General features: G+C 68.6%; 26 protein-coding genes, 2 tRNA genes, 1 other RNA gene and 1 pseudogene. 15 read left to right on the forward strand and 15 right to left on the reverse strand.

Translation table 11 applies throughout. From position 1 onward, the window contains the following. From FE256_RS09595 to FE256_RS09620, 6 genes are all read right to left on the reverse strand, one after another. A partial coding sequence (locus tag FE256_RS09595; protein ID WP_138175077.1) for an SGNH/GDSL hydrolase family protein occupies window positions 1–1,054 on the reverse strand: 1,054 nt, incomplete at its 3' end. A 107-nt stretch (window positions 1,055–1,161) separates the two neighbouring features. Then, window positions 1,162–2,031, reverse strand: a complete 870-nt coding sequence (locus FE256_RS09600; RefSeq protein ID WP_252370964.1) for an alpha/beta fold hydrolase — start codon at window positions 2,029–2,031, stop codon at window positions 1,162–1,164. Further along, on the reverse strand, window positions 2,028–2,549 hold the full coding sequence (locus FE256_RS09605; RefSeq protein WP_138175081.1) for an NUDIX domain-containing protein: 522 nt from the start codon (window positions 2,547–2,549) through the stop codon (window positions 2,028–2,030). Before FE256_RS09605 ends, FE256_RS09600 begins: the two co-directional genes overlap by 4 nt. Before the next feature lie 280 nt (window positions 2,550–2,829). Further along, window positions 2,830–3,141, reverse strand: coding sequence for a hypothetical protein (locus FE256_RS09610; RefSeq protein WP_138175083.1), 312 nt, complete (start codon window positions 3,139–3,141; stop codon window positions 2,830–2,832). 16 nt (window positions 3,142–3,157) lie between these two features. After that, window positions 3,158–3,412, reverse strand: a complete 255-nt coding sequence (locus tag FE256_RS09615) for a recombinase family protein (RefSeq protein ID WP_252370965.1) — start codon at window positions 3,410–3,412, stop codon at window positions 3,158–3,160. Window positions 3,413–3,484: 72 nt separating this feature from the next. After that, window positions 3,485–4,186, reverse strand: coding sequence for a TetR/AcrR family transcriptional regulator (locus tag FE256_RS09620; RefSeq protein ID WP_138175085.1), 702 nt, complete (start codon window positions 4,184–4,186; stop codon window positions 3,485–3,487). A 66-nt stretch (window positions 4,187–4,252) separates the two neighbouring features. On the opposite strand from FE256_RS09620, the gene FE256_RS09625 reads away from it, so the two are divergent. From FE256_RS09625 to FE256_RS09640, 4 genes are all read left to right on the forward strand, one after another. Further along, window positions 4,253–5,008 (forward strand): SDR family oxidoreductase, encoded by a 756-nt coding sequence (locus tag FE256_RS09625; protein WP_138175087.1) that lies wholly within the window; start codon window positions 4,253–4,255, stop codon window positions 5,006–5,008. A gap of 23 nt (window positions 5,009–5,031) precedes the next feature. Beyond that, on the forward strand, window positions 5,032–5,367 hold the full coding sequence (locus tag FE256_RS09630) for a nuclear transport factor 2 family protein (RefSeq protein ID WP_138175089.1): 336 nt from the start codon (window positions 5,032–5,034) through the stop codon (window positions 5,365–5,367). A 91-nt stretch (window positions 5,368–5,458) separates the two neighbouring features. After that, on the forward strand, window positions 5,459–6,631 hold the full coding sequence (locus FE256_RS09635; protein ID WP_252370966.1) for a low temperature requirement protein A: 1,173 nt from the start codon (window positions 5,459–5,461) through the stop codon (window positions 6,629–6,631). A gap of 101 nt (window positions 6,632–6,732) precedes the next feature. Then, on the forward strand, window positions 6,733–7,833 hold the full coding sequence (locus FE256_RS09640; protein ID WP_138175091.1) for an IS1249 family transposase: 1,101 nt from the start codon (window positions 6,733–6,735) through the stop codon (window positions 7,831–7,833). A 108-nt stretch (window positions 7,834–7,941) separates the two neighbouring features. Here the strand turns inward: FE256_RS09640 and FE256_RS09645 are convergent. Then, window positions 7,942–8,014 (reverse strand) — tRNA-Lys (locus FE256_RS09645). A gap of 102 nt (window positions 8,015–8,116) precedes the next feature. Here FE256_RS09645 and FE256_RS09650 point away from each other — a divergent pair. Together FE256_RS09650 and FE256_RS09655 are read left to right on the forward strand one after the other, a co-directional pair. Then, entirely contained in the window at window positions 8,117–8,941 is an 825-nt protein-coding gene (locus tag FE256_RS09650) for an inositol monophosphatase family protein (RefSeq protein WP_394529562.1), read from the forward strand. Further along, window positions 8,938–9,519 carry a hypothetical protein gene (locus FE256_RS09655; protein WP_138175093.1) on the forward strand — a complete coding sequence of 194 codons (582 nt, stop codon included), beginning with the start codon at window positions 8,938–8,940 and terminating at the stop codon, window positions 9,517–9,519. The genes FE256_RS09650 and FE256_RS09655 overlap by 4 nt, the downstream gene beginning before the upstream one ends. Here the strand turns inward: FE256_RS09655 and FE256_RS09660 are convergent. Continuing rightward, window positions 9,510–9,767 (reverse strand): hypothetical protein, encoded by a 258-nt coding sequence (locus FE256_RS09660; RefSeq protein ID WP_138175095.1) that lies wholly within the window; start codon window positions 9,765–9,767, stop codon window positions 9,510–9,512. The genes FE256_RS09655 and FE256_RS09660 overlap by 10 nt on opposite strands. Before the next feature lie 60 nt (window positions 9,768–9,827). Here FE256_RS09660 and FE256_RS09665 point away from each other — a divergent pair, with 60 nt between their 5' ends. Beyond that, the gene (locus FE256_RS09665) at window positions 9,828–10,367 is read left to right on the forward strand and encodes a YaeQ family protein (protein ID WP_138175097.1); all 540 of its coding nucleotides are present in this window, start codon (window positions 9,828–9,830) and stop codon (window positions 10,365–10,367) included. 58 nt (window positions 10,368–10,425) lie between these two features. On the opposite strand, the gene ssrA is transcribed toward FE256_RS09665, so the two are convergent. Then, window positions 10,426–10,795: a transfer-messenger RNA gene (ssrA, locus tag FE256_RS09670) on the reverse strand. Window positions 10,796–10,926: 131 nt separating this feature from the next. Here ssrA and FE256_RS09675 point away from each other — a divergent pair. Continuing rightward, a complete protein-coding gene (locus FE256_RS09675) occupies window positions 10,927–11,580 on the forward strand; it encodes an SIMPL domain-containing protein (RefSeq protein ID WP_138175099.1) in 654 nt (217 codons plus the stop codon). Window positions 11,581–11,625: 45 nt separating this feature from the next. Here the strand turns inward: FE256_RS09675 and smpB are convergent, their stop codons facing one another. The 4 genes from smpB to prfB all read right to left on the reverse strand — a co-directional run bounded on the left by smpB (window position 11,626) and on the right by prfB (window position 15,284). Then, entirely contained in the window at window positions 11,626–12,102 is a 477-nt protein-coding gene (gene smpB, locus FE256_RS09680; RefSeq protein ID WP_138175101.1) for an SsrA-binding protein SmpB, read from the reverse strand. 51 nt (window positions 12,103–12,153) lie between these two features. Then, on the reverse strand, window positions 12,154–13,071 hold the full coding sequence (gene ftsX, locus FE256_RS09685) for a permease-like cell division protein FtsX (RefSeq protein WP_138175103.1): 918 nt from the start codon (window positions 13,069–13,071) through the stop codon (window positions 12,154–12,156). Next, window positions 13,068–14,069, reverse strand: a complete 1,002-nt coding sequence (ftsE, locus tag FE256_RS09690; RefSeq protein ID WP_138175105.1) for a cell division ATP-binding protein FtsE — start codon at window positions 14,067–14,069, stop codon at window positions 13,068–13,070. Before ftsE ends, ftsX begins: the two co-directional genes overlap by 4 nt. Window positions 14,070–14,171: 102 nt before the next feature. Then, window positions 14,172–15,284 carry a peptide chain release factor 2 gene (prfB, locus tag FE256_RS09695; protein ID WP_138175107.1) on the reverse strand — a complete coding sequence of 371 codons (1,113 nt, stop codon included), beginning with the start codon at window positions 15,282–15,284 and terminating at the stop codon, window positions 14,172–14,174. A 71-nt stretch (window positions 15,285–15,355) separates the two neighbouring features. Between prfB and FE256_RS09700 the strand changes: the two genes are divergently transcribed. Both FE256_RS09700 and FE256_RS09705 read left to right on the forward strand, forming a co-directional pair. After that, window positions 15,356–16,576 carry an MFS transporter gene (locus FE256_RS09700; protein ID WP_171024282.1) on the forward strand — a complete coding sequence of 407 codons (1,221 nt, stop codon included), beginning with the start codon at window positions 15,356–15,358 and terminating at the stop codon, window positions 16,574–16,576. 117 nt (window positions 16,577–16,693) lie between these two features. Further along, the gene (locus FE256_RS09705) at window positions 16,694–17,359 is read left to right on the forward strand and encodes a YoaK family protein (protein ID WP_138175109.1); all 666 of its coding nucleotides are present in this window, start codon (window positions 16,694–16,696) and stop codon (window positions 17,357–17,359) included. Between the two features lie 58 nt (window positions 17,360–17,417). On the opposite strand, the gene FE256_RS09710 is transcribed toward FE256_RS09705, so the two are convergent. Then, window positions 17,418–18,431 (reverse strand): NADPH:quinone reductase, encoded by a 1,014-nt coding sequence (locus tag FE256_RS09710; RefSeq protein WP_138175111.1) that lies wholly within the window; start codon window positions 18,429–18,431, stop codon window positions 17,418–17,420. Window positions 18,432–18,504: 73 nt separating this feature from the next. On the opposite strand from FE256_RS09710, the pseudogene FE256_RS18635 reads away from it, so the two are divergent. From FE256_RS18635 to FE256_RS09725, 4 genes and pseudogenes are all read left to right on the forward strand, one after another. Continuing rightward, a pseudogene (locus FE256_RS18635) lies at window positions 18,505–18,794 on the forward strand (amidohydrolase family protein); the annotation flags it as partial. Window positions 18,795–18,914: 120 nt separating this feature from the next. Then, complete coding sequence (locus FE256_RS18640) at window positions 18,915–19,112, forward strand: amidohydrolase family protein (protein WP_354646011.1); 198 nt, start codon at window positions 18,915–18,917, stop codon at window positions 19,110–19,112. Between the two features lie 51 nt (window positions 19,113–19,163). Continuing rightward, window positions 19,164–19,245 (forward strand) — tRNA-Leu (locus FE256_RS09720). 49 nt (window positions 19,246–19,294) lie between these two features. Then, complete coding sequence (locus FE256_RS09725; RefSeq protein WP_138175141.1) at window positions 19,295–20,053, forward strand: DedA family protein; 759 nt, start codon at window positions 19,295–19,297, stop codon at window positions 20,051–20,053. A gap of 9 nt (window positions 20,054–20,062) precedes the next feature. Here FE256_RS09725 and ku read toward each other — a convergent pair whose 3' ends face one another. Beyond that, complete coding sequence (gene ku / locus FE256_RS09730) at window positions 20,063–20,926, reverse strand: non-homologous end joining protein Ku (protein ID WP_138175115.1); 864 nt, start codon at window positions 20,924–20,926, stop codon at window positions 20,063–20,065. 161 nt (window positions 20,927–21,087) lie between these two features. Here ku and FE256_RS09735 point away from each other — a divergent pair, with 161 nt between their 5' ends. Then, complete coding sequence (locus tag FE256_RS09735; RefSeq protein WP_138175117.1) at window positions 21,088–23,514, forward strand: ATP-dependent DNA ligase; 2,427 nt, start codon at window positions 21,088–21,090, stop codon at window positions 23,512–23,514.

Consider the following 23,514-nt stretch of genomic DNA (forward strand, 5'->3'; position numbering starts at 1 on the left):
GCGTCGGCGTGGGGGTCGGCGTCGGGTCGGGGGCCGCGAAGAGCTCGCGCACGGCCTCCGCCGCCTGGTCGCTCGCGAACGCGGCGCCGGCGGCGTTCGGGTGCAGCGCACCGCGGCGGACACCGCCGAACGGGAGACCGCTGACCGGGATGCTGTCCGGCGACAGGGTGAGCGTGATGCCGTTGACGTACGAGTCGGACGGGTTGCAGGGCGTGTGCGCGACGGAGTCGGCGGCCAACGAGACGTAGGTCGCTCCCGCCGCTACGGTCGCGGCGGCCATCGCCTCGTCGAGATGCGTCTCGGTCTCGTGGAGCAGCGTCACGTCGACGTCGGTGTAGGGGAACGCGTTCGTCCGGAAGCCCAGTCCCTGGAACAGGCCGGAGTAGCAGCCTCCGCTCGGCGTGTGCGCGGAGTCGGGGGCCAGGGCCGGGTAGCCGATGACGATGATCTCGGCGTGGGGCGCGCGCGCCTGGATCGCCGCCAGTGCCGAGGTCAGAGCGGGCGCCACCGTCGTGTCGATCTGCGTCGACAGGGTGTTCACCGGCCCGGACGGGGTGTCCACGATGAACTGCTCCCGGCAGGTCGCGTGGGTTTGCCCGTCGATGCTCCCGACGACCGGCCCGGCGGCCGACAGCGCGACGCACATCTGGCCGATGTTCCAGAAGCCGAGGTCGTTGCCGCCGATCGTGAGGGTGACGAGTGCGGTGTCGGCATCCAGCGAGTCGGACTGCGCGGGTGCGGTCCCCCCGCCGACGGACTGCGGGGTGTCGACGACGTTCGCGATCACGGCCCCACCGCACGAACGATCATCGAGGGCGAAGCCGAACTCGGCCGCCAGAAGGTGGGGGTAGTTCTGATCGGACTGATCGCACCCCGGACCGGGCTGAGTGGCCGCGAGCGGAAGCCCCCAGGCCGCGGCGTAGGAGTCGCCGAGCGCGACGTACGAGCGGCCCGTGAGGTCGGGAACGGCGGCAGTGGCGGGAGCGCCGGCGACCAGGAATGCCGAGACGGCGAGGAGGGCGAGACCGGCACCGGAGGCGAGGAGACGACGCATTCGGCCGACGGTAGGGCGTCTCGCACCCGCCTCCCGTCGGATGGGGCTCAGAGGGCGTGGAATTCACCCCCGCGGCCACCGTGGCACGCGGCCGTCTCCCCCACGCGTCACGCGCCGTCGCGGACCGCGCCGACGACCGCGCGCGCCCCCTCCACCGACATGACGATCGAGTAGTGGTCGGTCCCCTCCGCCCGACGCACCTCCCTCAGCAGCGGGTTCTCCCGACGCACGCGGACCAGGTCGGGGTACAGCGGGGGCACCTCCGCGCGCAGACCCCGCTCGGCGGCGAGCAGCACCGTCGGCCGCGGCATCCGGTCGAGTGCACGAGCGATGTCTGTGCCGGTGTTCTGGTCGATCGAGTCCGCTTCCACGGTGGCGAGGGTCGTCGCGGGTCGCAACTCCGGCGGGTCGCCGACCAGGTCATAGCCGAAGTACTCGTCGAGCAGCGGATCCTCACGCCCGGTGAACGCGGGGTGGCCGCGCCAGAAGTCGCGATAGGCCGCGCGATCCGGGAACCGCATCTCCAGCCGCGCGGCGACCGGGCCGAGCACGTGGCGGACGGCCTCGGCCGGCGCCATCCCGGCCGGCAGATCGAGCGGCAGACCACCGTCGACGAGCACGACCCGCTCCACGCGATCCGCATGCCGATCCGCGAACACCGCCGAGACGAACGCCCCCATCGAGTGCCCGACGACAACGGCCCGCTCGACGCCCGTGGCATCCAGGATCGCGGCGAGATCGTCGGCGTGTGCGGCCATTCCGAACGGCCCATCCACGTCGGCGCTGCGCCCGCGTCCGCGCAGGTCGGGCGCGATCAGGCGCGCGTCGGGAGAATCGCCGGCGACCCACGACCACGCGAGGTGCGACGCGGTGACGCCGTGCACGAGCAGCCACGGGAGGCCTTCGGCATCCGGATGCCACTCCCCCACGTGCAGCGTCCCCCCGGGGATGGAGACCTCATGGGTGAGATCGGTCACCGCACCTCCCGGACGCGCTCGCGCAGGGTGTCCCACAGCTGATCGAAGCGCGCGTTCCACGGACCGGCGAACATCCCGGCCTGCCAGCGGCGGTGCACCTCGTCGAGCTCGACCCACTCGGCCGCCTGGACTTCTTCGGGGTCCACGGTCGGTGCGGGTTCCCCCTCGACACGCGTGATCCAGAGGTCGAACAGCGCACGGTCCTCGACGACGCGGCCCACGAGCGCGAGATCGTCCGGAAGGACGGAAAATCCGACCTCTTCGTCGAGTTCGCGCATCGCTCCGCGCCGACTCGATTCGCCGCGCAGCGCGCTTCCCGCTGGGAACTCCCACGCCAGCGGATAGTCCTTCCCTTCGGCGCGGAGGCTCACGAGCACCCGCCCCGTGGATGCCACCACGCAGACGGATGCCACGACGTGGAACGCCCCGGCCGGGACCGGCCCGTCGCCGCGTCGGTGGAGCGTTCCGGTGGGCGTGCCCTGGACGTCGGTGACGTCCCACATCTCGTCGTCGGCCATGCCGCCATCCTCGCGTCGGCACCGCGGAGACAGCCCGCGACACCCCGCGACGACGAAAAGGCCCCACCCGTGAGGGTGAGGGCCTGCATTGTGCACCCCCCGGGACTTGAACCCAGAACCCACTGTTCGATTAGACGCGATATGCAGCGTTAGGCGGCGTTACCGAGCGCGTGGGGAAGACTGTGGAAAACCCCGGTCAGCGGGTGTTTGGTCGAGAGTTAGCCATAACGGTGGATCGCTTCGCTTCTCGGAAGCATCCTGGCCAGATCCTGACTACGGTCTAGACCGTCTGAAGATCGAACGGTGGTGTCCAACCCTCTGCTCTGCACAACTCTGCGAGCGGCTGCTCCAGGGCGCGCTTCATCTCAGGATGCTCGGGCAAGTCGTTAATGCGCATACCGATGACGTGGAGGCCAGTGATCTCCGTTGCGGGCCAGGCAATGTCCCTCCGTACCGCGATGAGGAAGTCGGCCATGAGGCGCATCGTGATGAGCGTCGGTGGGGACGACGCCGACGCCACCCTGAAACGGTAGAAGGTCTCGACTGCTTCATCTGAGCCCCAGATCGCAACGAACGAGGAGAAGTCCGCCATCACGTCCTCTAGACGCTCAGCCCACTCCACGTTGCTGCAGTTCGTCGGCGATCTGTTTGAGGTTGCGGACGGAGCGGCCGAGCCGGTCGAGTTTCGTGACGACGAGGGAGTCCCCCTCCCTCAGGTAACCGAGAGCATCGGTCAGCGCGGGTCGCTTCGCCAGGGTGCCGGAGGCGTGCTCGACAAAGATCTTGTCGCAGCCGGCCGCTTCGAGAGCGTCGGTCTGACCGTCAGGGTTCTGATCTCGTCGAGACGCGCGCGTACCCGACAACGCGCCGTCTTCAACGGACCATTCGTTCGATGTCTCGCAAACGGTCGTTCATATTCACGATCACGATCACCATCACTGATCTTGTATGCCGGGTTGCATGAGTCGCCCTAGCCAGGTGGTTAGCAGTGACGTTTCCGCTGAGCCCAGGAGGTCGGGGTGGGCATTGGCGTGTTCGATCGTGCGGGTGATGTGATCGCGTGCGGAGTGGGCTGAGCCGCTGGTGCCGGTGATTGCGGCGAGAGCCCCTTCGCGGACGGCGACGGACAAAGCGCGGTCTTCGGCGGCGAGAACGATCTGGCGGAGAGTGACGCCGATGTTGGTGACCAGGATGTGCGCGGCCGCTTGGTCGGGGGTTACCGCGAGACGGCCCTGCTGCGCGGCCCGAGCGGTGAGAGTCCGAAGGATCTCGCTGGGACGCGCCTGAGGCTCGGGAGAGTACCCGGGGCGGACTTTCCCGTACATCAGCGTGTAGAAGCCGGGGTTGGCCAGCCCGAACGCTACGTGCGCATCCCATCCGGCGCGGATGTCTTGGATGGGGTCCCCGCTGGTTTCCGCGGATGATTTTTCTGCGAGGTAAAGGTCGAAGCCGCGCTCGATGACGGCTTCGATCAGGCCCTGTTTGTTGCCGAAGAAGTGATAGAGGGTGGGCATCTTCACTCCCACAGCGGCACAGATCGCGCGTAGCGACACCTCCTCGCCAGGAGCTGCGGCGATCATGTCCGCAGCCGCGTCTAGAAGACGGGTCCGTGTATCGCTTCGCACCTCATCTGTCATGTCGCTATAGTAACCCGTAGCAGTGATACATGGCTGCATAGAGCCGACACACGAAGGAGAATCGCAATGACTGTTCACACCCTGAAAGGCAAGAACGTTCTCGTCGCTGCAGGCGCGAAGAACCTCGGCGGCCTGATCAGCCGTCAGGCCGCAGATGCGGGGGCCAACGTCGCCATTCACTACAACTCCGACTCCACGCGCCCGGACGCCGAGGCCACCCTTGCCGCCGTTGAGGCGGCCGGTGGACGCGGCGTCATCCTCAGCGGAGACCTCACGGTTCCGGAGAACGTGACCAAGCTCTTCGCCGACGCCGAAGCCGCTCTTGGCAAGATCGATGTCGCGGTGAACACCGTGGGTAAGGTGCTGCGCAAGCCCATCGTCGACACCTCTGAGGAGGAGTACGACGCCATGTTCGACGTCAACAGCAAGGCCGCGTACTTCTTCATCAAGGAAGCGGGCAAGAACATCGCAGACGGCGGCAAGGTCATCACCCTCGTGACCTCCCTCCTCGCGGCATTCACTGATGGCTACTCCACCTATGCCGGCGGTAAGAGCCCCGTCGAGCACTTCACCCGCGCTGCGGCGAAGGAGTTTGCGGAGCGCGGGATCTCGGTCACCGCGATCGCTCCGGGGCCGATGGACACCCCGTTCTTCTACGGGCAGGAAACCCCCGAGCGGGTGGAGTTCCACAAGTCGCAGGCCATGGGTGGTCAGCTCACCCAGATCGAGGACATCGCCCCCATCGTGGCGTTCCTGGCAACCGAGGGCTGGTGGATCACCGGGCAGACCATCTTCGCCAACGGCGGATACACCACCCGCTAAACCGGGCCGAAGGAGCACACTTCATGAGCAGCAATGTGACCGTCCCCGCCCCCGTGCAGGCGTTCGTGGACGCCATCAACTCCGCCGACACCGATGCATTCGTCGACCTCTTCACCCCCGACGGGTTGGTGAACGACTGGGACACGGAATACACCGGCCATGAGGGGGTGCGCCGATGGGCGGACTCTGACGCCATCGGCGCCCTTGCGAAGATGACCTTGCTGACGGCGAGCACCGAGGCTGACACCACGACGGTCCGCTTTGACTGGAGCAGCCGCGTGTTTAACGGTGAGTCCACGGGCATCTTCGTCGTCCACGACGAACGCCTCCGCAGCTTCACCATCCCGCCGAACCACTGACCCGTTTCGGCACTCCCGTCGGCGCCCCACGACCCGCCCACGCGCCTCGTGGGGCGCTGACGCACACCGGTTCACGACCCAAGGAAACGACATGTCCACCACACCCCTCACCGGTGCTCTTCGACGCATGACTGGCCGCGACCCGCACGAGCGGGGGCGCGCTGCTAGTCCACTCGAGCTGTTCTTCGACCTGGTGTTCGTGGTCGCGGTGTCGTTCTCCTCCGTGCAGCTGCACCACATGGAAGCGAGCGGCAACCTAGGACTGGGAGTCCTGGGATACCTGATGGTGTTTTTCGCGATCTGGTGGTCATGGATGAACTTCACCTGGTTCGCCACCTCGTTCGACACCGACGACTGGCTGTACCGCATCCTCACCTTTGTGCAGATGGCCGGCGTCCTCGTCCTCGCCTCCGGCGCCGCCGACGCCATGGAACACCACGACTTCGCCGTCATCACCCTCGGGTACGCGATCATGCGCCTCGCGCTGGTTACACAATGGCTTCGCGTCGCCCTCACCAATCCGCCCCTCCGCGGCACCGCGCTCCGCTACGCCGCCGGTATCACCGCCGTCCAGATCGCGTGGATCCTCCGACTTGCCCTGCCTGAGGCGGCCGGGTTCATTGGGTTCTTCGTTCTCGCCGCTGCGGAGATCGCGGTCCCGATCTGGGCGGAGTCCCACCGGCCGACACCATGGAACCCGCACCACATCACCGAACGGTATGGACTGTTCACCCTCATCCTGCTCGGCGAATCCATCCTCGCCTCAGCTAATGCCGTCGTCGAAGCGCTCGAAGCAGGAAACCACATCCCTGAACTGCTCACTATCTCCGCGGCAGGCCTCGCCATCGCCGCCGGCATGTGGTGGATCTACTTTTCCCGCGAACACCACCACCACATCAACTCGCTACGCTCATCACTGACCTACGGCTACACCCACTACCTCATCTTCGCCGCAGCCGGCGCCTATTCCGCCGGCATCGAAGTCATAATCGACACCACAACCCACCACGCCCACACAACCGAGCTCACCGCCGCAGCCACCCTCACCATCCCCGTCGCCCTATTCATCCTCAGCATCTGGGCCCTCACCATACGCACCACCCTCAGCACCCCCCGCAACGCCACCATGCTGGCCGCCGCAGGGGTAGTGCTAGGCGCGACCTTCCTGCCCGGGCTCGGTGTGATCGTCACAGTCGCCGTCGGAACGGCCATCGCTGCCGCCACCACAAGTCGAACTCACCCCGCCCACACGCATCGTCCATAAAGCCCCTGAGGGTTATAGGCCAAAAAGTGTGTATGAGATGGTCGTTTAGCCGCGTGATTTCGCGGTGAAACGGGGATCGGTATGGTCCGCGACCCTTAGTCGTGGACCTTCCGACGAACTCGACGACTTGTCTGGTATGCGGGTCGCTGCTGGTGAAGAACGGGCGGACGTCGGCAGGGACGCAGCGGTGGCGGTGCCCGTCGTGCGGAGCATCGTCGACTAGGCGCCGCCCCGACGTCGCGCGTCGAGAACAGCTCCGCCGGTTCGTGAACTGGATCGTAGGCAAGAGCACCCAAGCCGAAACAGATGGGACGGCGTCGGGACGATTCTTCCGCCGCCGGTCTGCGTGGTGTTGGGAGCTGGTTCCCGATCTCGGAAAAGTCGAGACGGTCCACCACGCCGTCCTCGTCGACGGTGTCTGGGTAGGAACGTGGTGCCTACTGATCGCTCTCAGCGACACCGGACGCGTCCTGGCCTGGCAGTGGTGCGCCCGCGAATCGACCGCCGCGTGGGCTGCGTTGTTGGAACAGGTTCCCGCGCCCGCCGTCCTCGTCTCCGACGGCGGCTCCGGTCTACCCAGCGCGCTCAGACGATGCTGGCCAGAGACCGCGCATCAACGCTGCATCTTCCACCTGCAAATGAACATCACCCGCCATCTGACGCGACACCCGCGAACTACCGCCGGCCAAGCGTTACGACGCCTGGTGATGGACCTCAGCGCCGTCCGCGACGAAACCGCCGCGATCCAGTGGCAGCTTCGCCTCGAGCAGTGGTGGCAGGCCTTCGGTCACCTCACCCGGGAACGCACCATGTTCCGCAACGGACAGTGGGGCTTCACCCACGACCGCCTCCGCAAAGCCTGGCTACTGATGCGCCTGGTCACACGCCGTCAGACCCTGTTCACTCACATCGTCTACGGCACCCCGCGCACGACCTCCGCGTTAGAGAGCCTCAACGCCCAAATCCGCGACCTGCTACGCCGACACCGCGGAATGAGCGAACAGCACCGCCACCGCGCGGTCGAATGGTTCCTCACCCTCCGAGAACTTCCTCTCGAGCACGCCCTCGACCTCGCACGCCCCACCGAGACCCCCATCCCCGCAGCGCACGTTGACGAACCCCTCGAGCCCGCCCTCTACGACACCGCCCTCAACCCCGAGGAAGGCCTCTGGACCCGAACCGGATGGGCAGGACGCGGCTAACACGCCCGACCCATACACACTTTTTGGCCGATAACCCGATCCTGACTGGGCCAGGGAATACAAAACCGCCTCTCACCAGTGAAGACCTGATGAGAGGCGGTTTATCGGTGCACCCCCTGGGACTTGAACCCAGAACCCACTGATTAAGAGTCAGTTGCTCTGCCGATTGAGCTAGAGGTGCGTTCTGTTGGCCCGGAAACTGCGATCCGAACCGAGGGATTACGTTACCAGGCGTGACGCGGGCGCACCAAATCGGGCCGAGGACGCCGTCTATCCTGGAGCCGTGTCTCCCATCGATGAGTCCCTCTCGTCCTCGGCATCCCCCCGTGACGACCTCGAGTTGGCGCTGCGTCTGGCCGATGCCGCCGACGCCGTCGCCATGGCACGCTTCGACGCGGCCGACCTGCGGATCGACACCAAACCCGACCGCACGCACGTCACCGAAGCCGATCTCGCGACCGAACGGGCGATCCGAGAAATCCTTGATGCCGAGCGTCCGGGTGATGCCATCCTCGGCGAGGAGTACGGAACGTCGGGAGACACCGCCCGCCGCTGGGTCATCGACCCGATCGACGGGACGCACAACTACATGCGCGGGATCCCGGTGTGGGCGACGCTCATCGCGCTCAGCGTCGACGGTGTGCCTCAGGTCGGCGTGGTGAGTCAGCCGGCGCTCGGCCGCCGGTGGTGGGCGGCGACGGACCACGGAGCCTGGACCAACGGCCGCGACGGAGAGCCGCGTCGCATCCACGTGTCCGACGTCGACGACATCGCGCACGCGAGCATCAGCTTCCAGAGCATCGAGCAGTGGGACGACGTCGATCTCGTGCCGACGCTGGAGCGCCTCACCCGCGCGGTGTGGCGCGACCGCGGCTACGGCGACGCCCTGCCCTACATGTGGCTCGCCGAGGGACGCCTCGAACTCGTCGCCGAGTTCGGGGTGAAGGAGTACGACATCGCCGCCATCGCCCCGATCGTGCGCGAGGCCGGCGGACGCTTCAGTGCCTTCGACGGCTCCGATCGCCTCGACGCCGAGTCCTCCCTCGCGACCAACGGAACGCTGCACGACGCGTTCCTCGCCTTCCTGCACGACGAGGACACCGAGTGAAGGTCACGCGCATCGCCGCGGTCGCGGCATCCCTGGTCGTCGCCGGGGCGCTGAGCGCGTGTGCGCCGAACACGGCTCCGCCCCCGGCCGCCACCGCCGCTCCGGCCAACACGGCCTCGCCGACAACCCCCGACCCCTCGCCGACCATCGACGGTGACGCCGAGGCCGCCGATCCCACGTGCGAGACGATCATCCTGCGCTCCACGGCCACCGACTTCCGCAGCCTCGGCTGGACCGCACAGTCCGAGACGTTCCGCATCGGGGCGACCGAGGTGCGTGACGGCATCCTGTGCAAGTGGAGCGACGGGTCGGCAACGGCTGATCGTGTGCAGATGTTCGGCTGGGCGCCGATCGACGAGTCCGCGGCCGAGAAGGCGCAGAACGATCTGGTCGGCTCCGGCTGGAAGCGCGAAGAGGGGTCGAACGGCGAGGTCTACGTCACCGAGAACCACGAGTGGCTCGGCGGACGCGGGGCCGACGGCTACGGCATCACCTACCTCTTCGGCGACGGCTGGGTGAAGGTCGCCGACACGAAGCAGAGTCTCGTCCTGATCGACTGGCCGCCGGCTCAGCGGTAGGGGTTCACCGCGTCGGGCTCGCCCGAGGCGGCGTGGCCCTGGTCCCACGCGTCCCCGCGCGCCTCGCGGTCGCGCCAGAGGCCGTCGACCTGCAGCACGCGCTGCGCGAACGCCACCCAGTCGCTCCACCCACCCGACACCGCACCGTCCGGCGCGCGGGAGCCGGTCGCCGTCCACGTCGGGGACTCGGCATCCGGATCCAGCTGGAAGGGGCCGACATCGATGCGCTGCGCGCGGGGATCGGGCATCCTCCGACGGTAGGTCGCCCGCGCGGTCGCGAGCAAGCGCGTGACGTAGGCTCGGTCGTCGTGGCTATCGGCGCGACCATTCACACCTTCACGGTGCAGCTCTCCGACGTGGACCGCGGCGTCTACGACGAACTTCCGCTGCGCGTCGCGCGGCATCCCTCCGAGACCGACGCGTACATGCTCACGCGCGTCCTCGCGTACTGCCTCGAATACGAAGAGGGCATCGCCTTCAGCGAGGGCGTCTCCGCGACCGACGAGCCGGCCGTGATGGTGCGCGACCTCACCGGCGCGCTCGTCGCCTGGATCGAGGTCGGAGCCCCGGATGCCGCGCGCCTCCACACCGGAAGCATGAAGGCCGAGCGCGTCGCGATCTACACCCACCGCGACCCCGAGAAGGTCGCCGCCCCCTGGGCCGGCAAGCGCATCCACCGCGGCGAGGACGTGCTGCTCCACTCTTTCGACTCGGGCTTCGTCGAGCGGATGGCCGGCGCGATCGAACGCCGCAACACCGCGACGCTCACGCGCACCGAGAACCGTGTGTACCTCGAACTCAACGACGCCTCGGGCGAGAGCGACATCCACACCCGCTCGGCATCCTGAAACGAGAAGACCCCCGCTCGCAATCGCGAACGGGGGTCTTCTCGACAGGGACGATGGTTCGTGGAGCTGGGGGGAATCGAACCCCCGTCCAACGCTGGGTCTCCGCGTTTTCTCCGGGCGCAGTCTGTGCAGACGTTCTACTCGGCCCCGACCTTTGTCACAGACACCTAAGTCGACAGGCCCAGTCCGGGAAAAGTCCCGCGTGACGTCCGGACGCCGTCACACAGCAAGACCCCTAAATGACGCCAGAATCCGTGGCGGGGTCACACACGGTCTGACGGACTATCGGGCTCGCTTACGCAGCGAGGGCGAAGTCAGTGCGCTTGGTTTCGGCACTTATAGTTTTGCAGGGAGCGTTTACGAGATAACCCCACATCCTCGGCCCGCTTCTCGCGGGTTCGCAGGCGCTGTCGAAACCGATCAGCCCCGGGAACTCCGTGAAGGAGCGACCATCGTCACACTGTTGACTTACCAATCGGATGCCGAGACACCCGAGCATCACAGTCTACAACGGATCCGTATCCTGGGCCATTCCCACGCGCTCGCGTAGGCTCCCCGCATGAGCCACGTCATCATCACTGTCCGGGGCGAGAGCGAGACTCGCGTGCGCGCGGAAGAGGCGGCGGTGAGGGTGACCGTGTCGACCGACGGCCCGTCCCGCGGACCCGTGGTCGAGCGGGCTCAGGAGCGGGCGGCATCCGTGCAGGACGGCCTCGTCGCCCACTTGCGGTCCGGTGAGGTGTCGGAGTGGTCGAGCGCCCGCGTCTCGGTCTGGTCGGACCGACCGTGGAACAACGAGGGCGCGCAACTCCCCCTCGTGCACCACGCGAGCGTCGAGCTCTCGGCCACGTTCACCGATGCCGGGGCACTGTCGTGGTGGCTCGGTGACGTGACCGAGTCCGACGACGTGCAGGTCACGGCCGTCGACTGGCGGCTGTCGCGCGCGACGCGCGTCCGCGTGGAGGGAGAGGTCGCCTCCGACGCGGTCCACGTCGCCGTCGAGCGCGCCACCGCGTACGCGGACGCGCTGGGGCTGGCATCCGTCAGCGCCGTCGAGATCGCTGACGCGGGACTGCTCGAGGTGCGCCCGGAGGCGACCGCGTTCAAGGGAGCGCGCATGATGGCCATGGCGGATGCCGGGCCCTCGTTCAGCCTGCAGCCGCCCGAGATCGTCGTGAGCGCCGTCGTCGAGGGGCGTTTCCGCGCCGAGTGAGGCTCAGGAAGCGCAACGGCTGACCTTCAACCAGTGCGTTCTGGGTCAGTCGCCCAAGCGGTTCTTCGTCCGCATCGCCCGCTCCGCCTCGCGCTTGTCTTCGCGCTCCCGGATCGTCTGGCGCTTCTCGAACTCGCGCTTGCCCTTCGCGACAGCGATCTCGACCTTGGCCCGGCCGTCGAGGAAGTACAGCCGCAGCGGCACGAGGGTGTAGCCCCCGGCAGCGACCGCGTGCGAGAGCTTGATGATCTCTTCCTTGTGCAGCAGCAGCTTGCGGGTGCGCTTGGCGGAGTGGTTGGTCCAGTGCCCCTGCGAGTACTCGGGGATGTGGACGGCATCGAGATACGCCTGCCCGCCGTCGATGTACGCGTAGCCGTCGGTGAGGTTCGCTCGCCCTTGGCGCAGCGACTTCACCTCGGTGCCCGTGAGCACCAGTCCGGCTTCGTACGTCTTCTCGATGGCGTAGTCGTGGCGCGCCTTCTTGTTCGACGCGATGAGCTTCTCACCCTGCTCACGAGGCATGGTGCCACCTCCTCATGATCATGGGCACACAGAGCCCATCAGTCTACGCGATCAGGCGCGCAGCCAGCGTCGGATCGCAAAGCTCGCGCTCAACGCGGCCAGCAGCACACCGATGACGATGATCACTGGTACGACGATGGCGACGTCTCCGACGCCCACCCACGAGGTGATGAAGCTCACGCGATCGCGCAGGTACTGGTTGACACCGACGCCCACCATCGCCCACACGGCGACGCTCGCGAGGGCCGAACCGATCAACGCTGCCAACACGCCCTCGAGGACGAACGGTGTCTGGATGAACCGGTTCGACGCGCCTACCAATCGCATGATCCCCAGCTCTCGACGGCGGGCGAACGCCGACAGGCGGATCGTCGTCGCGATGAGAAGGACGGCTGCGATGAGCATGAGCCCCGCGATTCCGACGGCGACGTAGGTCGCCACCGTGAGCGTCTGGAAAAGAGGCTCCAGGTACTGCATCTGGTTGGTGACTTCTTCGACGCCCGCCTGGTTGCTGAACGCCTCGGAGATGACATCCGATTGCCGCTGGTCGACCAGGTTGATGCTGAAGGTCGCGTTGAACTGGTCGGCCGTGACGACGCCGGCGATGTCGTCCGAGAGCAGAGACTTCGCGTTCTCGAACACCTCGTCGCTCGTAGAGAAGGTGTAGTTGCGGATCAGCGGTGCCAGCGCCGGGCCGTCGAGCGTGGCGCGCACCTGATCGATCTGCTCCTGGCTCGCCGCTTGGCCGGTGGTGCAGGACGGCGTGTCCGACACGGTCGCGCACATGAACACCGCGACCTGGGCACGGTCCGCCCAGTACGACTGCATCTTGCCGATCTGCATCTGCATGAGCATCGCGGCGCCGACGAAGGTCAGAGAGACGAAAGTCACCAGGATCACCGAGATGACCATCGAGGCGTTGCGGCGAAGCCCGCTGAAGGCTTCGGAGAGGATGAGACCGAATCTCATGACGTGGGTCCCACTTCGTCGGCGCGGTCGTTCTTGTCGCCCAGTCCGAGGCGGTCGGCGAGGCCGAGAGCCTCGACGTCGGGCGTGGTCACCGGAATCGACCGCGTGTGCGTACCCGGCTCACGGGGAGCCTCGGCCGTCGCGGACGGGGCTTCGCTCTCCCTCGACTCGGCGCGCGCGATGTCGGCCGGGTTCAGCGGCTCCACCGAACCGGTGATGTGGGCCACTTCGCGCTGGACCTCGAGCACGGCGGTCAGAGCGGCGACGGCGGCCGCGCCCTTTTCGACCTCGGGCGCGAGACGCGGCAGGCCGGACGTGTCGCCGTAGCCGCCGTGGCGCTCGTCACGGACCATCTCGCCGTTCTTCAGCTCGATCACGCGACGCTGCATCTGATCGACGAAGCCGGCCTCGTGCGTGGCCATGACGACGGTGGTGCCACCGGCGTTGATGCGCGCGAGGAGCCGCATGATGTCGATGGAGGTGCCGGGGTCGAGGTTTCCGGTCGGCTCGTCGGCGAGCAGGACCTGCGGGCGGTTCACCAGCGCACGGGCGATCGCGACACGCTGCTGCTCACCGCCCGAGAGCTCGTGCGGCAGACGCTTCTCCTTGCCGTCGAGGCCGACGAGAGCGAGGACCTCGGGCACCGCCTGCTGGATGAACCCGCGCGAGGCGCCGGTGACCTGCAGAGTGAAGGCCACGTTCTGGTGCACCGTCTTGTTGGGCAGCAGACGGAAATCCTGGAAGACCGACCCGATGTGCCGCCGGAAGTACGGCACCTTCCGGTTGGACAGGGTGCGCAGGTCGCGACCGAGCACGACGACACGCCCCTCGCTGGGTGTCTCGGCCCGCAGGATCAGCTGCAGGCACGACGACTTGCCGGAGCCGGAGGCCCCGACGAGGAAGACGAACTCTCCGCGCTGCACCTCGAAATCGACGGCGCTGAGCGCCGGTCTCGTGGTGCCGCGATACCTCTTGGTGACGTTCTCGAACCGGATCATGGCTCGACGAGCCTAAGCGCGCGAGCGGTTCCGCCCGAGAGGACTCGCCGGGTCGCGAAACCGGGAGAGTCCTATGGATGCCGCGAGGTGCGGCATCCGGGATCAGTCGTCGTCGTCCTTGCGCTTGCGCCAGCGGATTCCCGCCGCGATGAGCCCGTCGAGGTCACCGTCGAAGACGACCGCGGGGTTACCGACCTCGTAGCCCGTGCGGAGGTCTTTCACGAGCTGCTGACCGTAGAGGAAGTAGGAGCGCATCTGGTCGCCCCAGCTGGCGGTGATCGTGCCCGCGAGCTCTTTCTTCTTCGCCGCTTCCTCTTCGCGCTTGAGCAGCAGCAGTCGAGTCTGGAGCACCCGCATGGCGGCGGCGCGGTTCTGGATCTGGGACTTCTCGTTCTGCATCGACACGACGAGTCCCGTGGGGAGGTGGGTGATGCGCACCGCGGAGTCCGTCGTGTTGACCGACTGCCCACCGGGGCCCGACGAACGGAAGACGTCGACGCGGATGTCGCCTTCGGGCACCTCGACCTCGACGGCCTCTTCCATCACGGGGATGACCTCGACGGCGGCGAAGCTCGTCTGACGCTTGTCGGCGCCGCCGAACGGGCTGATGCGCGCGAGGCGGTGCGTACCGGCCTCGACCGAGAGCGTGCCGTACGCGTAGGGCACGTCGATCTCGAAGGTGGCGGACTTGATGCCCGCGCCCTCGGCATACGAGGTGTCCATCACCTTGACCGGGTACTTGTGACGCTCGGCCCAGCGCAGGTACATGCGCAGGAGCATCTCGGCGAAGTCCGTGGCGTCGTCGCCACCGGCACCCGAGCGGATCGTGACGACGGCCGAGCGGGCGTCGTACTCGCCGTCGAGGAGCGTCTGCACCTCGAGCTGGCCGATGACATCGCGAAGAGACGCGAGCTCCTTGCGAGACTCCTCGGCCGAGTCCTCGTCATCCATCTCGATCGCGAGGCCCACGAGCACCTCGAGGTCGTCGAGACGCTGCTCGATCTCGGTGATCCGCTTGAGCTCGGCCTGACGGTGGCTGAGACGACTCGTGATCTTCTGAGCGTTGTCGACGTCGTCCCACAGGTCGGGAGCACCGGCCTCTTCGCTCAGGCGTTCGATGTCGGCGGTGAGTGCGTCGACGTCGACCACGGCCTGGATATCGGCGAAGGTCGAGCGCAGCGCCTGAATGTCGGCGGTCAAATCGAGTTCGAGCATTTGAGATCAAGCCTATCGTGGAGACGGTGACAGCCGACTCTCCCCGGAACGTGCTGGTGCGCTTCGCGCCCATGATCTACGGCCCCACGCTGCTGTTCGCCCTCGGCGAGGGGGCGGTGATCCCCCTCATCCCGGTGATCGCCACGCGCCTGGGCGCGGACGTCGCCGTGGCGGCGCTCATCGCCGCGGCACTCGTCGTCGGCCAGCTGTGCGGGAACATCCCCGCCGGGTGGGCGGTGGCGCGCTTCGGCGAGCGCATCACGATGGGCGTTGCGGGCATCGTCATCCTCGCCGGGCTCGTGGGGGTGGTCTTCGCCGACTCGCTCGTGATCTTCGCGGCGGCGGTGTTCCTGATCGGGTTCTGCGCGGCATCCTTCGCTCTGGCCCGTCATTCGTTCATGACGACGCGCGTGCCGCTGCACTTCCGGGCGCGGGCGCTCTCACTCCTGGGCGGGACGTTCCGGCTCGGGATGTTCGTGGGGCCGTTCATCTCGGCCGCGCTCTTGGGCATCTTCGGCGACGAGTCGGCCTCGATCGCGTTCTTCGCGGTGTGCCAGGTCGCCACGATCCTGCTCGTGTTCCTGGGACCGGATCCCGAGCGGGCCGTCGCCGCCGCGTCGCCCGTGGGGCCCGGACCGGATGCCGAGGACACCGGCGAACCCGTCACCGGTTCGATCCCCGTGGCGGAGCGGGCAGGGGTGTTCCGCACGATGTGGCGCTTCCGGGGGGTGCTCGCGCGGCTCGGGCTCGCCGCCGCGTCGCTCTCGGCGGTGCGATCCGCCCGGCAGGTCGTCCTTCCGCTGTGGGGTGTGTCGCTGGGCTTGGATGCCTCGACGATCGCGCTGGTCGTCGGTGTCTCGGGGGCGATCGATTTCGCGCTGTTCTATGCCAGCGGGCAGGTGATGGACCGCTTCGGGCGCCTGTGGGCGGCGCTGCCGGCGATGGTCCTCATGGGTGCTGGCTTCTTCGCTCTGTCGTTCACGCACGAGCTGGACAGCGCGGCGATGTGGTTCGCGATGTTCGCGGCGGTACTCGGCGTCGGCAACGGGCTCTCCAGCGGCATCCTGCTCACCCTGGGCGCCGACATCGCACCGCCGACCGAACCGGCGGCGTTCCTGGGGTCGTGGCGCACGCTCACTGATGCCGGTGGCGCGATCGCTCCCTTGATCATCTCTGCCCTGACGGCGGCGGTGTCGTTGCCGGTGGCCGTGGGAGCGATGGGGGTCGTCGCCGCGCTGGGCGCGGTGGGCTTCGTGCGGTGGGTGCCGCGCTACGTGCCGCGAACACGGTGAAACCCGGAGCGGGTGCTTCGTGACGCGGACCGGGCGGCGGCGCCGATTTGCCCGCCGAGCGGTTCACGCTCCACGATGAAGCCGAACCACCCGCGCGCGCACCGAGGAGAACACCACGTGAAGGACGTCGATCGCGGGGCCCTCGCGATCTCGGCCGCCCTCGCCGGCGTCGCCGGATACGTGGATGCCATCGGGTTCCTGGACACCGGTGGGCTGTTCGTCTCGTTCATGAGCGGCAACTCCACCCAGGCCGCCGTCGAGGTCTTCGGTCCCGGCGCCGCGGTGGCTCTCGCCTCGGCGGGGATCATTGCCGCCTTCGTCTTCGGCGTCGCCGTCGGGGGCGTGGCGGCCACGCTCCTCGCCCGTCCGCGGGCATGGATCGTCGGGGGCGCGACGGTGGCGGTCGCCCTGGTCGCCGTGCTCGCTTTCGGCGGCGAGACGACGCTCTGGCGGGTGGCCCTGCTCGCGGCGGGGATGGGCGCGCTCAACACGCTCTTCCTCGCCGACGGACGAGCCCGCGTAGCGATCACCTACTCGACCGGGACACTCGTCAGCCTCGGCCTGGCCCTCGCGGCCGCGGCCACCGGAGGATCCCGCCGCGCCTGGCGGCGACCGCTCCTGCTGTGGTCGTCGCTCGTCGGCGGTGCCGTCGTCGGGGCGGTCGCCCACCGCGGAGGCAGCCCGTTCGCCCTGTCCTTCGCCGCCGTCGTGCTGACGATCGTGACCGTGATCCTCGCCGTCCGCCCCTCTGCCACGGAGCGCGGGCCCTCGGCAGAGCGCTGACGCGACCGGACGCCGCCGCGGAGACCCGCCGACCCGACCCGGAACGCCGGGGCCCGCTTCACACCCGGATGAGCACCTTCCCGGTCACGCCCGCCTCGACGGCGTCGTGCGCGGCAGCGGTCTCGTCGAGGGCGAACCAGGTGAGCGGCAGTCCGCTCTCCTCCCCCACCGGGAGCGCGCCGTCGGCGACAGCGGCCGACACGTCCTCGGCCGCGGCGGCCAAGGCATCCTCGCCCACCGTGTACAGCAGCAATCCCTGCCACCGCGCGTTCTTCGCGAAGCTCTCGCGGACGGCAGCGGTGAAGGTGTCGCCCCCGTTGTCGGCGTAGTAGCCGATCGAGCCGTGGTTGGCGAGCACCTCCACGTCGAGACCCGCGTTGTCGGCGATCGCGACCTCGACGACGTGGTCGATGCCGTCGGGGGCGATCTCGCGGATGCGGTCGGCCAGACCCGGCTCGGTGTACCGCAGCACGTGGGGAGCGCCCGCCGCGCGCGCGAGAGCCTCCTTCTCGGCGCTGCTGACGGTGGCGATGACGGTCGCCCCCGCCCACGCCGCGAGCTGGATCGCCGCGTGGCCCACCGCGCCCGCACCTCCCTGAACGAGAACCGAGCGACCGGTCAGGGCGCCGGGCGACAGACGTGCGGGCCCGAACTCGTGCACGGTGAGCGCGCGATGCGCCGTCATGGCGGGAACACCGAGGCTCGCCCCCAGCTCGAACGACGCAGCCTCGGGCAGCGGCACGGCGCGCGAGGCCGGGATCACGGCGTACTCCGCTGCGGTCCCGGTCGGACGCTGGTGGGCGGCGAGATAGACCCACACGCGATCCCCCACGGCCAGGTCGTCCACCCCGTCGCCGACGGCATCCACCGTGCCGGCACCGTCCTGATTCGGCGTCACTTCGTCGGCGACGAGCGGCCGGCCGACCGAGGCCCGCGCCTTCCAGTCGGTCGGGTTCACGCCCGAGACGGCGATGCGCACGCGCACCTCACCCGCCGCGGGTTCGGGGACCTCCCGCTCCACGAGCGAGAGGACGGAGGAGTCACCGGGGGTGCTGTACACGATCGCCTTCATACGAAGTCCCAAGTTCCCGCGGGCGCCCCGCATTCCCGCGGCGTGTGCGCCTGGGAATCGCCACCCTGGAGGAATGTCCTCTCTCGTGATCGCCGACGGCGTCCCGTTCCTGCCCGACCTCGCGCCCGATTCCGCGCGGGACCGTGCGGCGATCGGCATCCGAGAAAGCACGATCGTCGCGATCGGCGACCTCGCTGACGTGCGAGACGCGGTCGGCCCGGGCGTCGAAGAGATCGACGCCGCGGGTGGACTCGTCACGCCCGGGTTCGTCGACGCGCACGTCCACCTCGGCGTCGGGGCGGTGGACGCCCTGCGCTGCGACCTCGCGGGCGCCGCGTCATTGGACGAGATCGACGCGCGCATCCGCCGCTTCGCGTCCGCCCATCCCGGCGACTGGGTGGTCGGCGGCGGCTGGGATCCGTCGCCGTCACGCGTCGCCCACCGGGTGAGCCGGATGCCGGACCCCTCGGCCCCGAGGAGTCGCTGCCCCTCGGGGCCGCGATCGACGCCTACACGCGCGGCTCCGCGACCCTCCTCGGAGTCGGCACCGGCCTCCTGCGCATCGGAGAGCGGGCCGACCTCGCCGTCGCCGACCGCGATCCCTTCGCCGGTCCGGCGGAGGCTCTTCACGAGACCCGCACCGCGCTCACCGTCCTGGGAGGTGCCGTCATCGCGTCTTGACGGCAGCTTCACATAGAGCCGTGACCGCGCGCCCATAGAATGAGGGCACTCGCGGGAGTGGTGAAACCGGCAGACACGCAGGATTTAGGTTCCTGTGCCTTCGGGCGTGGGGGTTCAAGTCCCCCCTTCCGCACGGCTTCTCCTCCGCACCAGCATTCTTCCGACCCGACGGGACCGATGTGATCCACCCCACTGCCCTGCTCCCGTGGCTCGACCCGGCGGCCATCATCACCAATTCCCAGCCCTGGGCGCTGCTGGTGGTCTGTTTCATCATCTTCGCCGAGACCGGCCTGCTGATCGGCTTCCTGCTGCCCGGAGACACCCTGCTGATCATGGCGGGACTGCTCTCGCACTCCACCACCGCCGCCCCGAACGGCGTCTTCGGCATCAACGCCTGGTTCGTCGCCCTGGCCATCGGAGTCGCCGCCTTCATCGGCGGCGAGGTCGGCTACTTCATCGGCCACAAGGCCGGACCATCGATCTTCGAGCGCAAAGAGTCCGGGATCTTCAGCCGCAAGAACGTCGAACGCACGAACGCGTTCTTCGAGCGGTTCGGCGGGATCACCGTCATCCTGGCCCGCTTCGTTCCCGTGGTGCGCACGTTCGCGCCCATCGCCGCCGGTGTCGGGCACATGCCGTGGCGCCGCTACACGCTCTACAACCTCATCGGCGCGATCATCTGGGGCATCGGCCTCACGATGCTCGGCTATGCCGTGGGCTACATCCCCTTCGTGCGCGACATCGTCACCGAGTACATCGACGTGATCCTGCTCGCCGCCGTCGCCGGAACGGCGATCTTCATCGGCATCCACTACTTCCGCGAGCGCGCCGCTGCCAAGCGCGACGCCGCCGCGGGTCGGGGGTCCGTGTCGCACGCCGAGGCTCAGGAACTCACGCTCGACCCGAAGACCCTCGAAGACGGCGACCAGCGCGCGCACTGATCGCGGCGGCTACGACGCTTTCGAGGCCTTCTTCTTCCCCGCCGGTTTCTTCGCCGGCTCACGCTTGTCAGCGGTGCCCGCCCGCGCGGCGCGGCTGCGCTCGACGCTGGCGCGCAGTGCCTCCATCAGATCGATGACCTCGCCGCCGTCGTCGTCGGCATCCTGCTCGCCGAACGTCGCCGCGGTGTCGATCGCGTCGCCCTGCTCGAGCTTCGCGTCGATCAACGTGCGCAGCTCGCGCTGATACTCGTCACCGAATTCCTCGGCATCGAAGTCCTTCGAGAAGCTCTCGACGAGCGAGGCCGACATCTCCAGCTCTTTCGCCGAGATGCGGACGTCGTCGTCGAGCGCGGGGAAGGCGGCCTCGCGCACTTCGTCGGCCCAGAGCAGCGTTTGGAGCACGAGCACGTCGCCGCGCGTACGCAGCGCCGCGAGCCGCGTCTTCTGCCGGAGCGAGAACCGCACGATCGCGGTGCGGTCGGTCTGCTCGAGCGTCTTGCGCAGCAGGACGTAGGCCTTCGGCGACGTCGAGTCGGGTTCGAGGTAGTACGCCTTGTCGAGTGTGAGGAGGTCGACCTGGTCGCTGGGGACGAACTCCACCACCTCGATCTCGCGGCTGCGTTCGCTGGGGAGCGACGCGAGATCGTCCTTGGTCAGGACGACCGTCTGCTCGCCGTCGTCATACGCCCGGTCGATGTCCTGATAGGGGACGACTTCGCCGTCCACCTCGCAGATCCGCTGGTAGCGGATCCGTCCCCCGTCCTTGTTGTGCACCTGGTGCAGGGGCACGTCGTGGTCCTCGGTCGCCGAGTACACCTTCACCGGCACGTTGACCAGGCCGAAGGTCAGTGCACCCTTCCAGATCGATCGCATGGTCCCAGTGAACACCGGAAGGGGCCCGGATGCCGAGAGGTTGCGCCCGAGATGCTGCACAACTCCTGCACGAAGCCGCAGGCCGGGCGGCGCCGGCACCTCCGGGCACTCCCTGCAGGAGTTGTGCGCCCCCTCGGAGCACCGCCGCTTACGCTGGGGCGATGACCGAGCAGACGGTGCGCATCGAGGGCCGCCGGCTGCGCCTGTCGAACCTCGACAAAGTGCTCTATCCCGAGACGGGGACCACCAAGGGCGAGGTCATCGACTACTACAGCCGTATCGCCCCGAGACTCCTCCCGCACGTGCGCGCCCGTCCCGTGACCCGCAAGCGCTGGCCCGACGGGGTGGGGACCGCGGCCGCTCCCGGGGAACCGTTCTTCGCGAAGGCGCTCGAACCGGGTGCTCCGGCGTGGGTGCCGCGGCATCCGATCGACCACTCCTCGGGGGCGAAGGACTACCCGCTCGTAGAGGACGTGCCGACCCTGGTCTACCTCGCGCAAGTCGCGAGCCTCGAGCTGCACGTGCCGCAGTGGCGGTTCGACGCCGCAGGGACTCGGCTGAACCCGGACCGGCTCGTCCTCGACCTCGACCCCGGTCCGGGCGTCGGGCTTCTCGAATGCGCCGAGGTCGCGCGATGGGCGCGATCGATCCTGCGCGACATGGGCCTGGACCCGATGCCCGTCACGAGCGGCAGCAAGGGCATCCACCTGTACGCCCACCTCGACGGCCGGCAGACCAGCGACACCGTGAGCGCCGTAGCGAAAGAGCTCGCCCGGTCGATCGAAGCCGACCACCCGGACCTCGTGGTCAGCCAGATGGCCAAGGCCGTGCGGCCGGGCAAGGTGTTCATCGATTGGAGCCAGAACAACGGCTCCAAGACGACGATCGCCCCGTACTCGCTCCGCGGTCGCGCCGAGCCCACCGTCGCCGCTCCGCGCACGTGGGACGAGCTCGACGATCCGGGGCTCCGCCACCTGCTCTTCCACGAGGTGCTCGAGCGCGCCGACGACCCGCTCGCCCGCATCGATCCCCTCGACGGGCCCCTGCGCGCGTACATCGCCAAGCGCACGGCGGGACGCACGCCCGAACCGGTACCGGCGGCAGCGCACCCCGCCACCGGCGACGAGGGTCTGCCACGGTTCGTCATCCAGGAGCACCACGCCTCGCGCCTGCACTGGGACCTGCGACTCGAGCGCGACGGGGTGCTCGTCAGTTGGGCCGTCCCCAAGGGCGTGCCGGCCACCTCGGAGCGGAACAGCCTGGCCGTCATGACCGAGGACCACCCGATGCAGTACCTCGATTTCGCGGGCGAGATCCCTCGAGGACAGTACGGCGCCGGCACCATGACCGTCTGGGACACCGGTCGGTACGAGCTCGAGAAGTGGCGCGACGACGAGGTCATCGCCACCCTCGAGGGCCGCCCGGACGGTCCTCTCGGGCGTGTCCGCCTGGCCCTGATCCGCACCGAGGGCGCGGGCGAGAAATCTCAGTGGCTCCTGCACCGGATGAAGACGGATGCCGACGGCCGGCCCCAGGCCGACGGTGCGGTCGTGATCCCCCGCGACGATCCGTCACCCGCTCCGCCGCGGGAGCTCGACGCGTCCGCCGCGCCCGTCGCGGCCGACCTCCGCCCGATGCTCGCGACCGCCGTGACGGACGGTCTGGCGCGGGCCGCGGCCCGTCGCTGGGGCCGGGAGTGGGTCGAGATGAAGTGGGACGGCATTCGGGGAACCGGGCTGTGGGACGGCGAACGCCTCCGGTTGCGCTCCCGCAACGGCAACGACCTCACGGACGCGTACCCCGAGTTGACCGCCGTCGACCTCGGGCTCGGACCCACCCCCGCGATCGTCGACGGCGAGATCGTCGCGGTGGACTCTGCCGGGCGACCGAGTTTTCCCCTGCTGCAGAAGCGGATGAATCTCACCCGGCCCGCCGAGATCGCCCGTGAGTCCGCTCGAACCCCCGTACACCTGTACCTCTTCGACGTCCTCGAAGCGGGCGGTCGCGACGTCACCGATCTGCCGCTCGCAGAGCGCCGCGACATCCTCGAAGACCTCGCCCGCACGGCCACGCCCGCCGTCGTCGTGCCGCCGGTGTTCGACGACATCGAAGCCGCGCTGACGACGAGCGGACGGTTCGGCCTCGAGGGCATCGTCGTCAAGGACCCCGGCTCCCCCTACCGGGGCGGCGAGCGGTCCGACCGGTGGCTGAAGATCAAGCACTCCCGCACCCAGGAGGTCGTCATCGGCGGCATCCGACCCGGGAAGGGCAACCGATCGGGAACGATCGGCTCGCTCCTGGTGGGGGTGCCCTCCCCCGACGGTCTGCGCTACGCCGGGCGCGTGGGCTCGGGATTCGGAGAGCGGACCCTCGCTGCCCTGTCCGATCTCCTCGAACCGCTCCGCACCGACACCGACCCCTTCGTGGGCGTTCCGGCCGCGGACGCGAGTGACGCGCTGTGGGTGCGCCCCGACCTCGTGGGCGAAGTGGAGTTCGCGGAGTTCACCCCCGGCGGCATCCTGCGCCAGGCGCGGTGGCGGGGTCTGCGCCCCGACAAGGACCCGGGCGACGTCGTGCGCGAAGACTGA

This window comes from Microbacterium sp. 5K110, from assembly GCF_005774735.1.
In the GTDB taxonomy this organism is placed as follows: domain Bacteria; phylum Actinomycetota; class Actinomycetes; order Actinomycetales; family Microbacteriaceae; genus Microbacterium.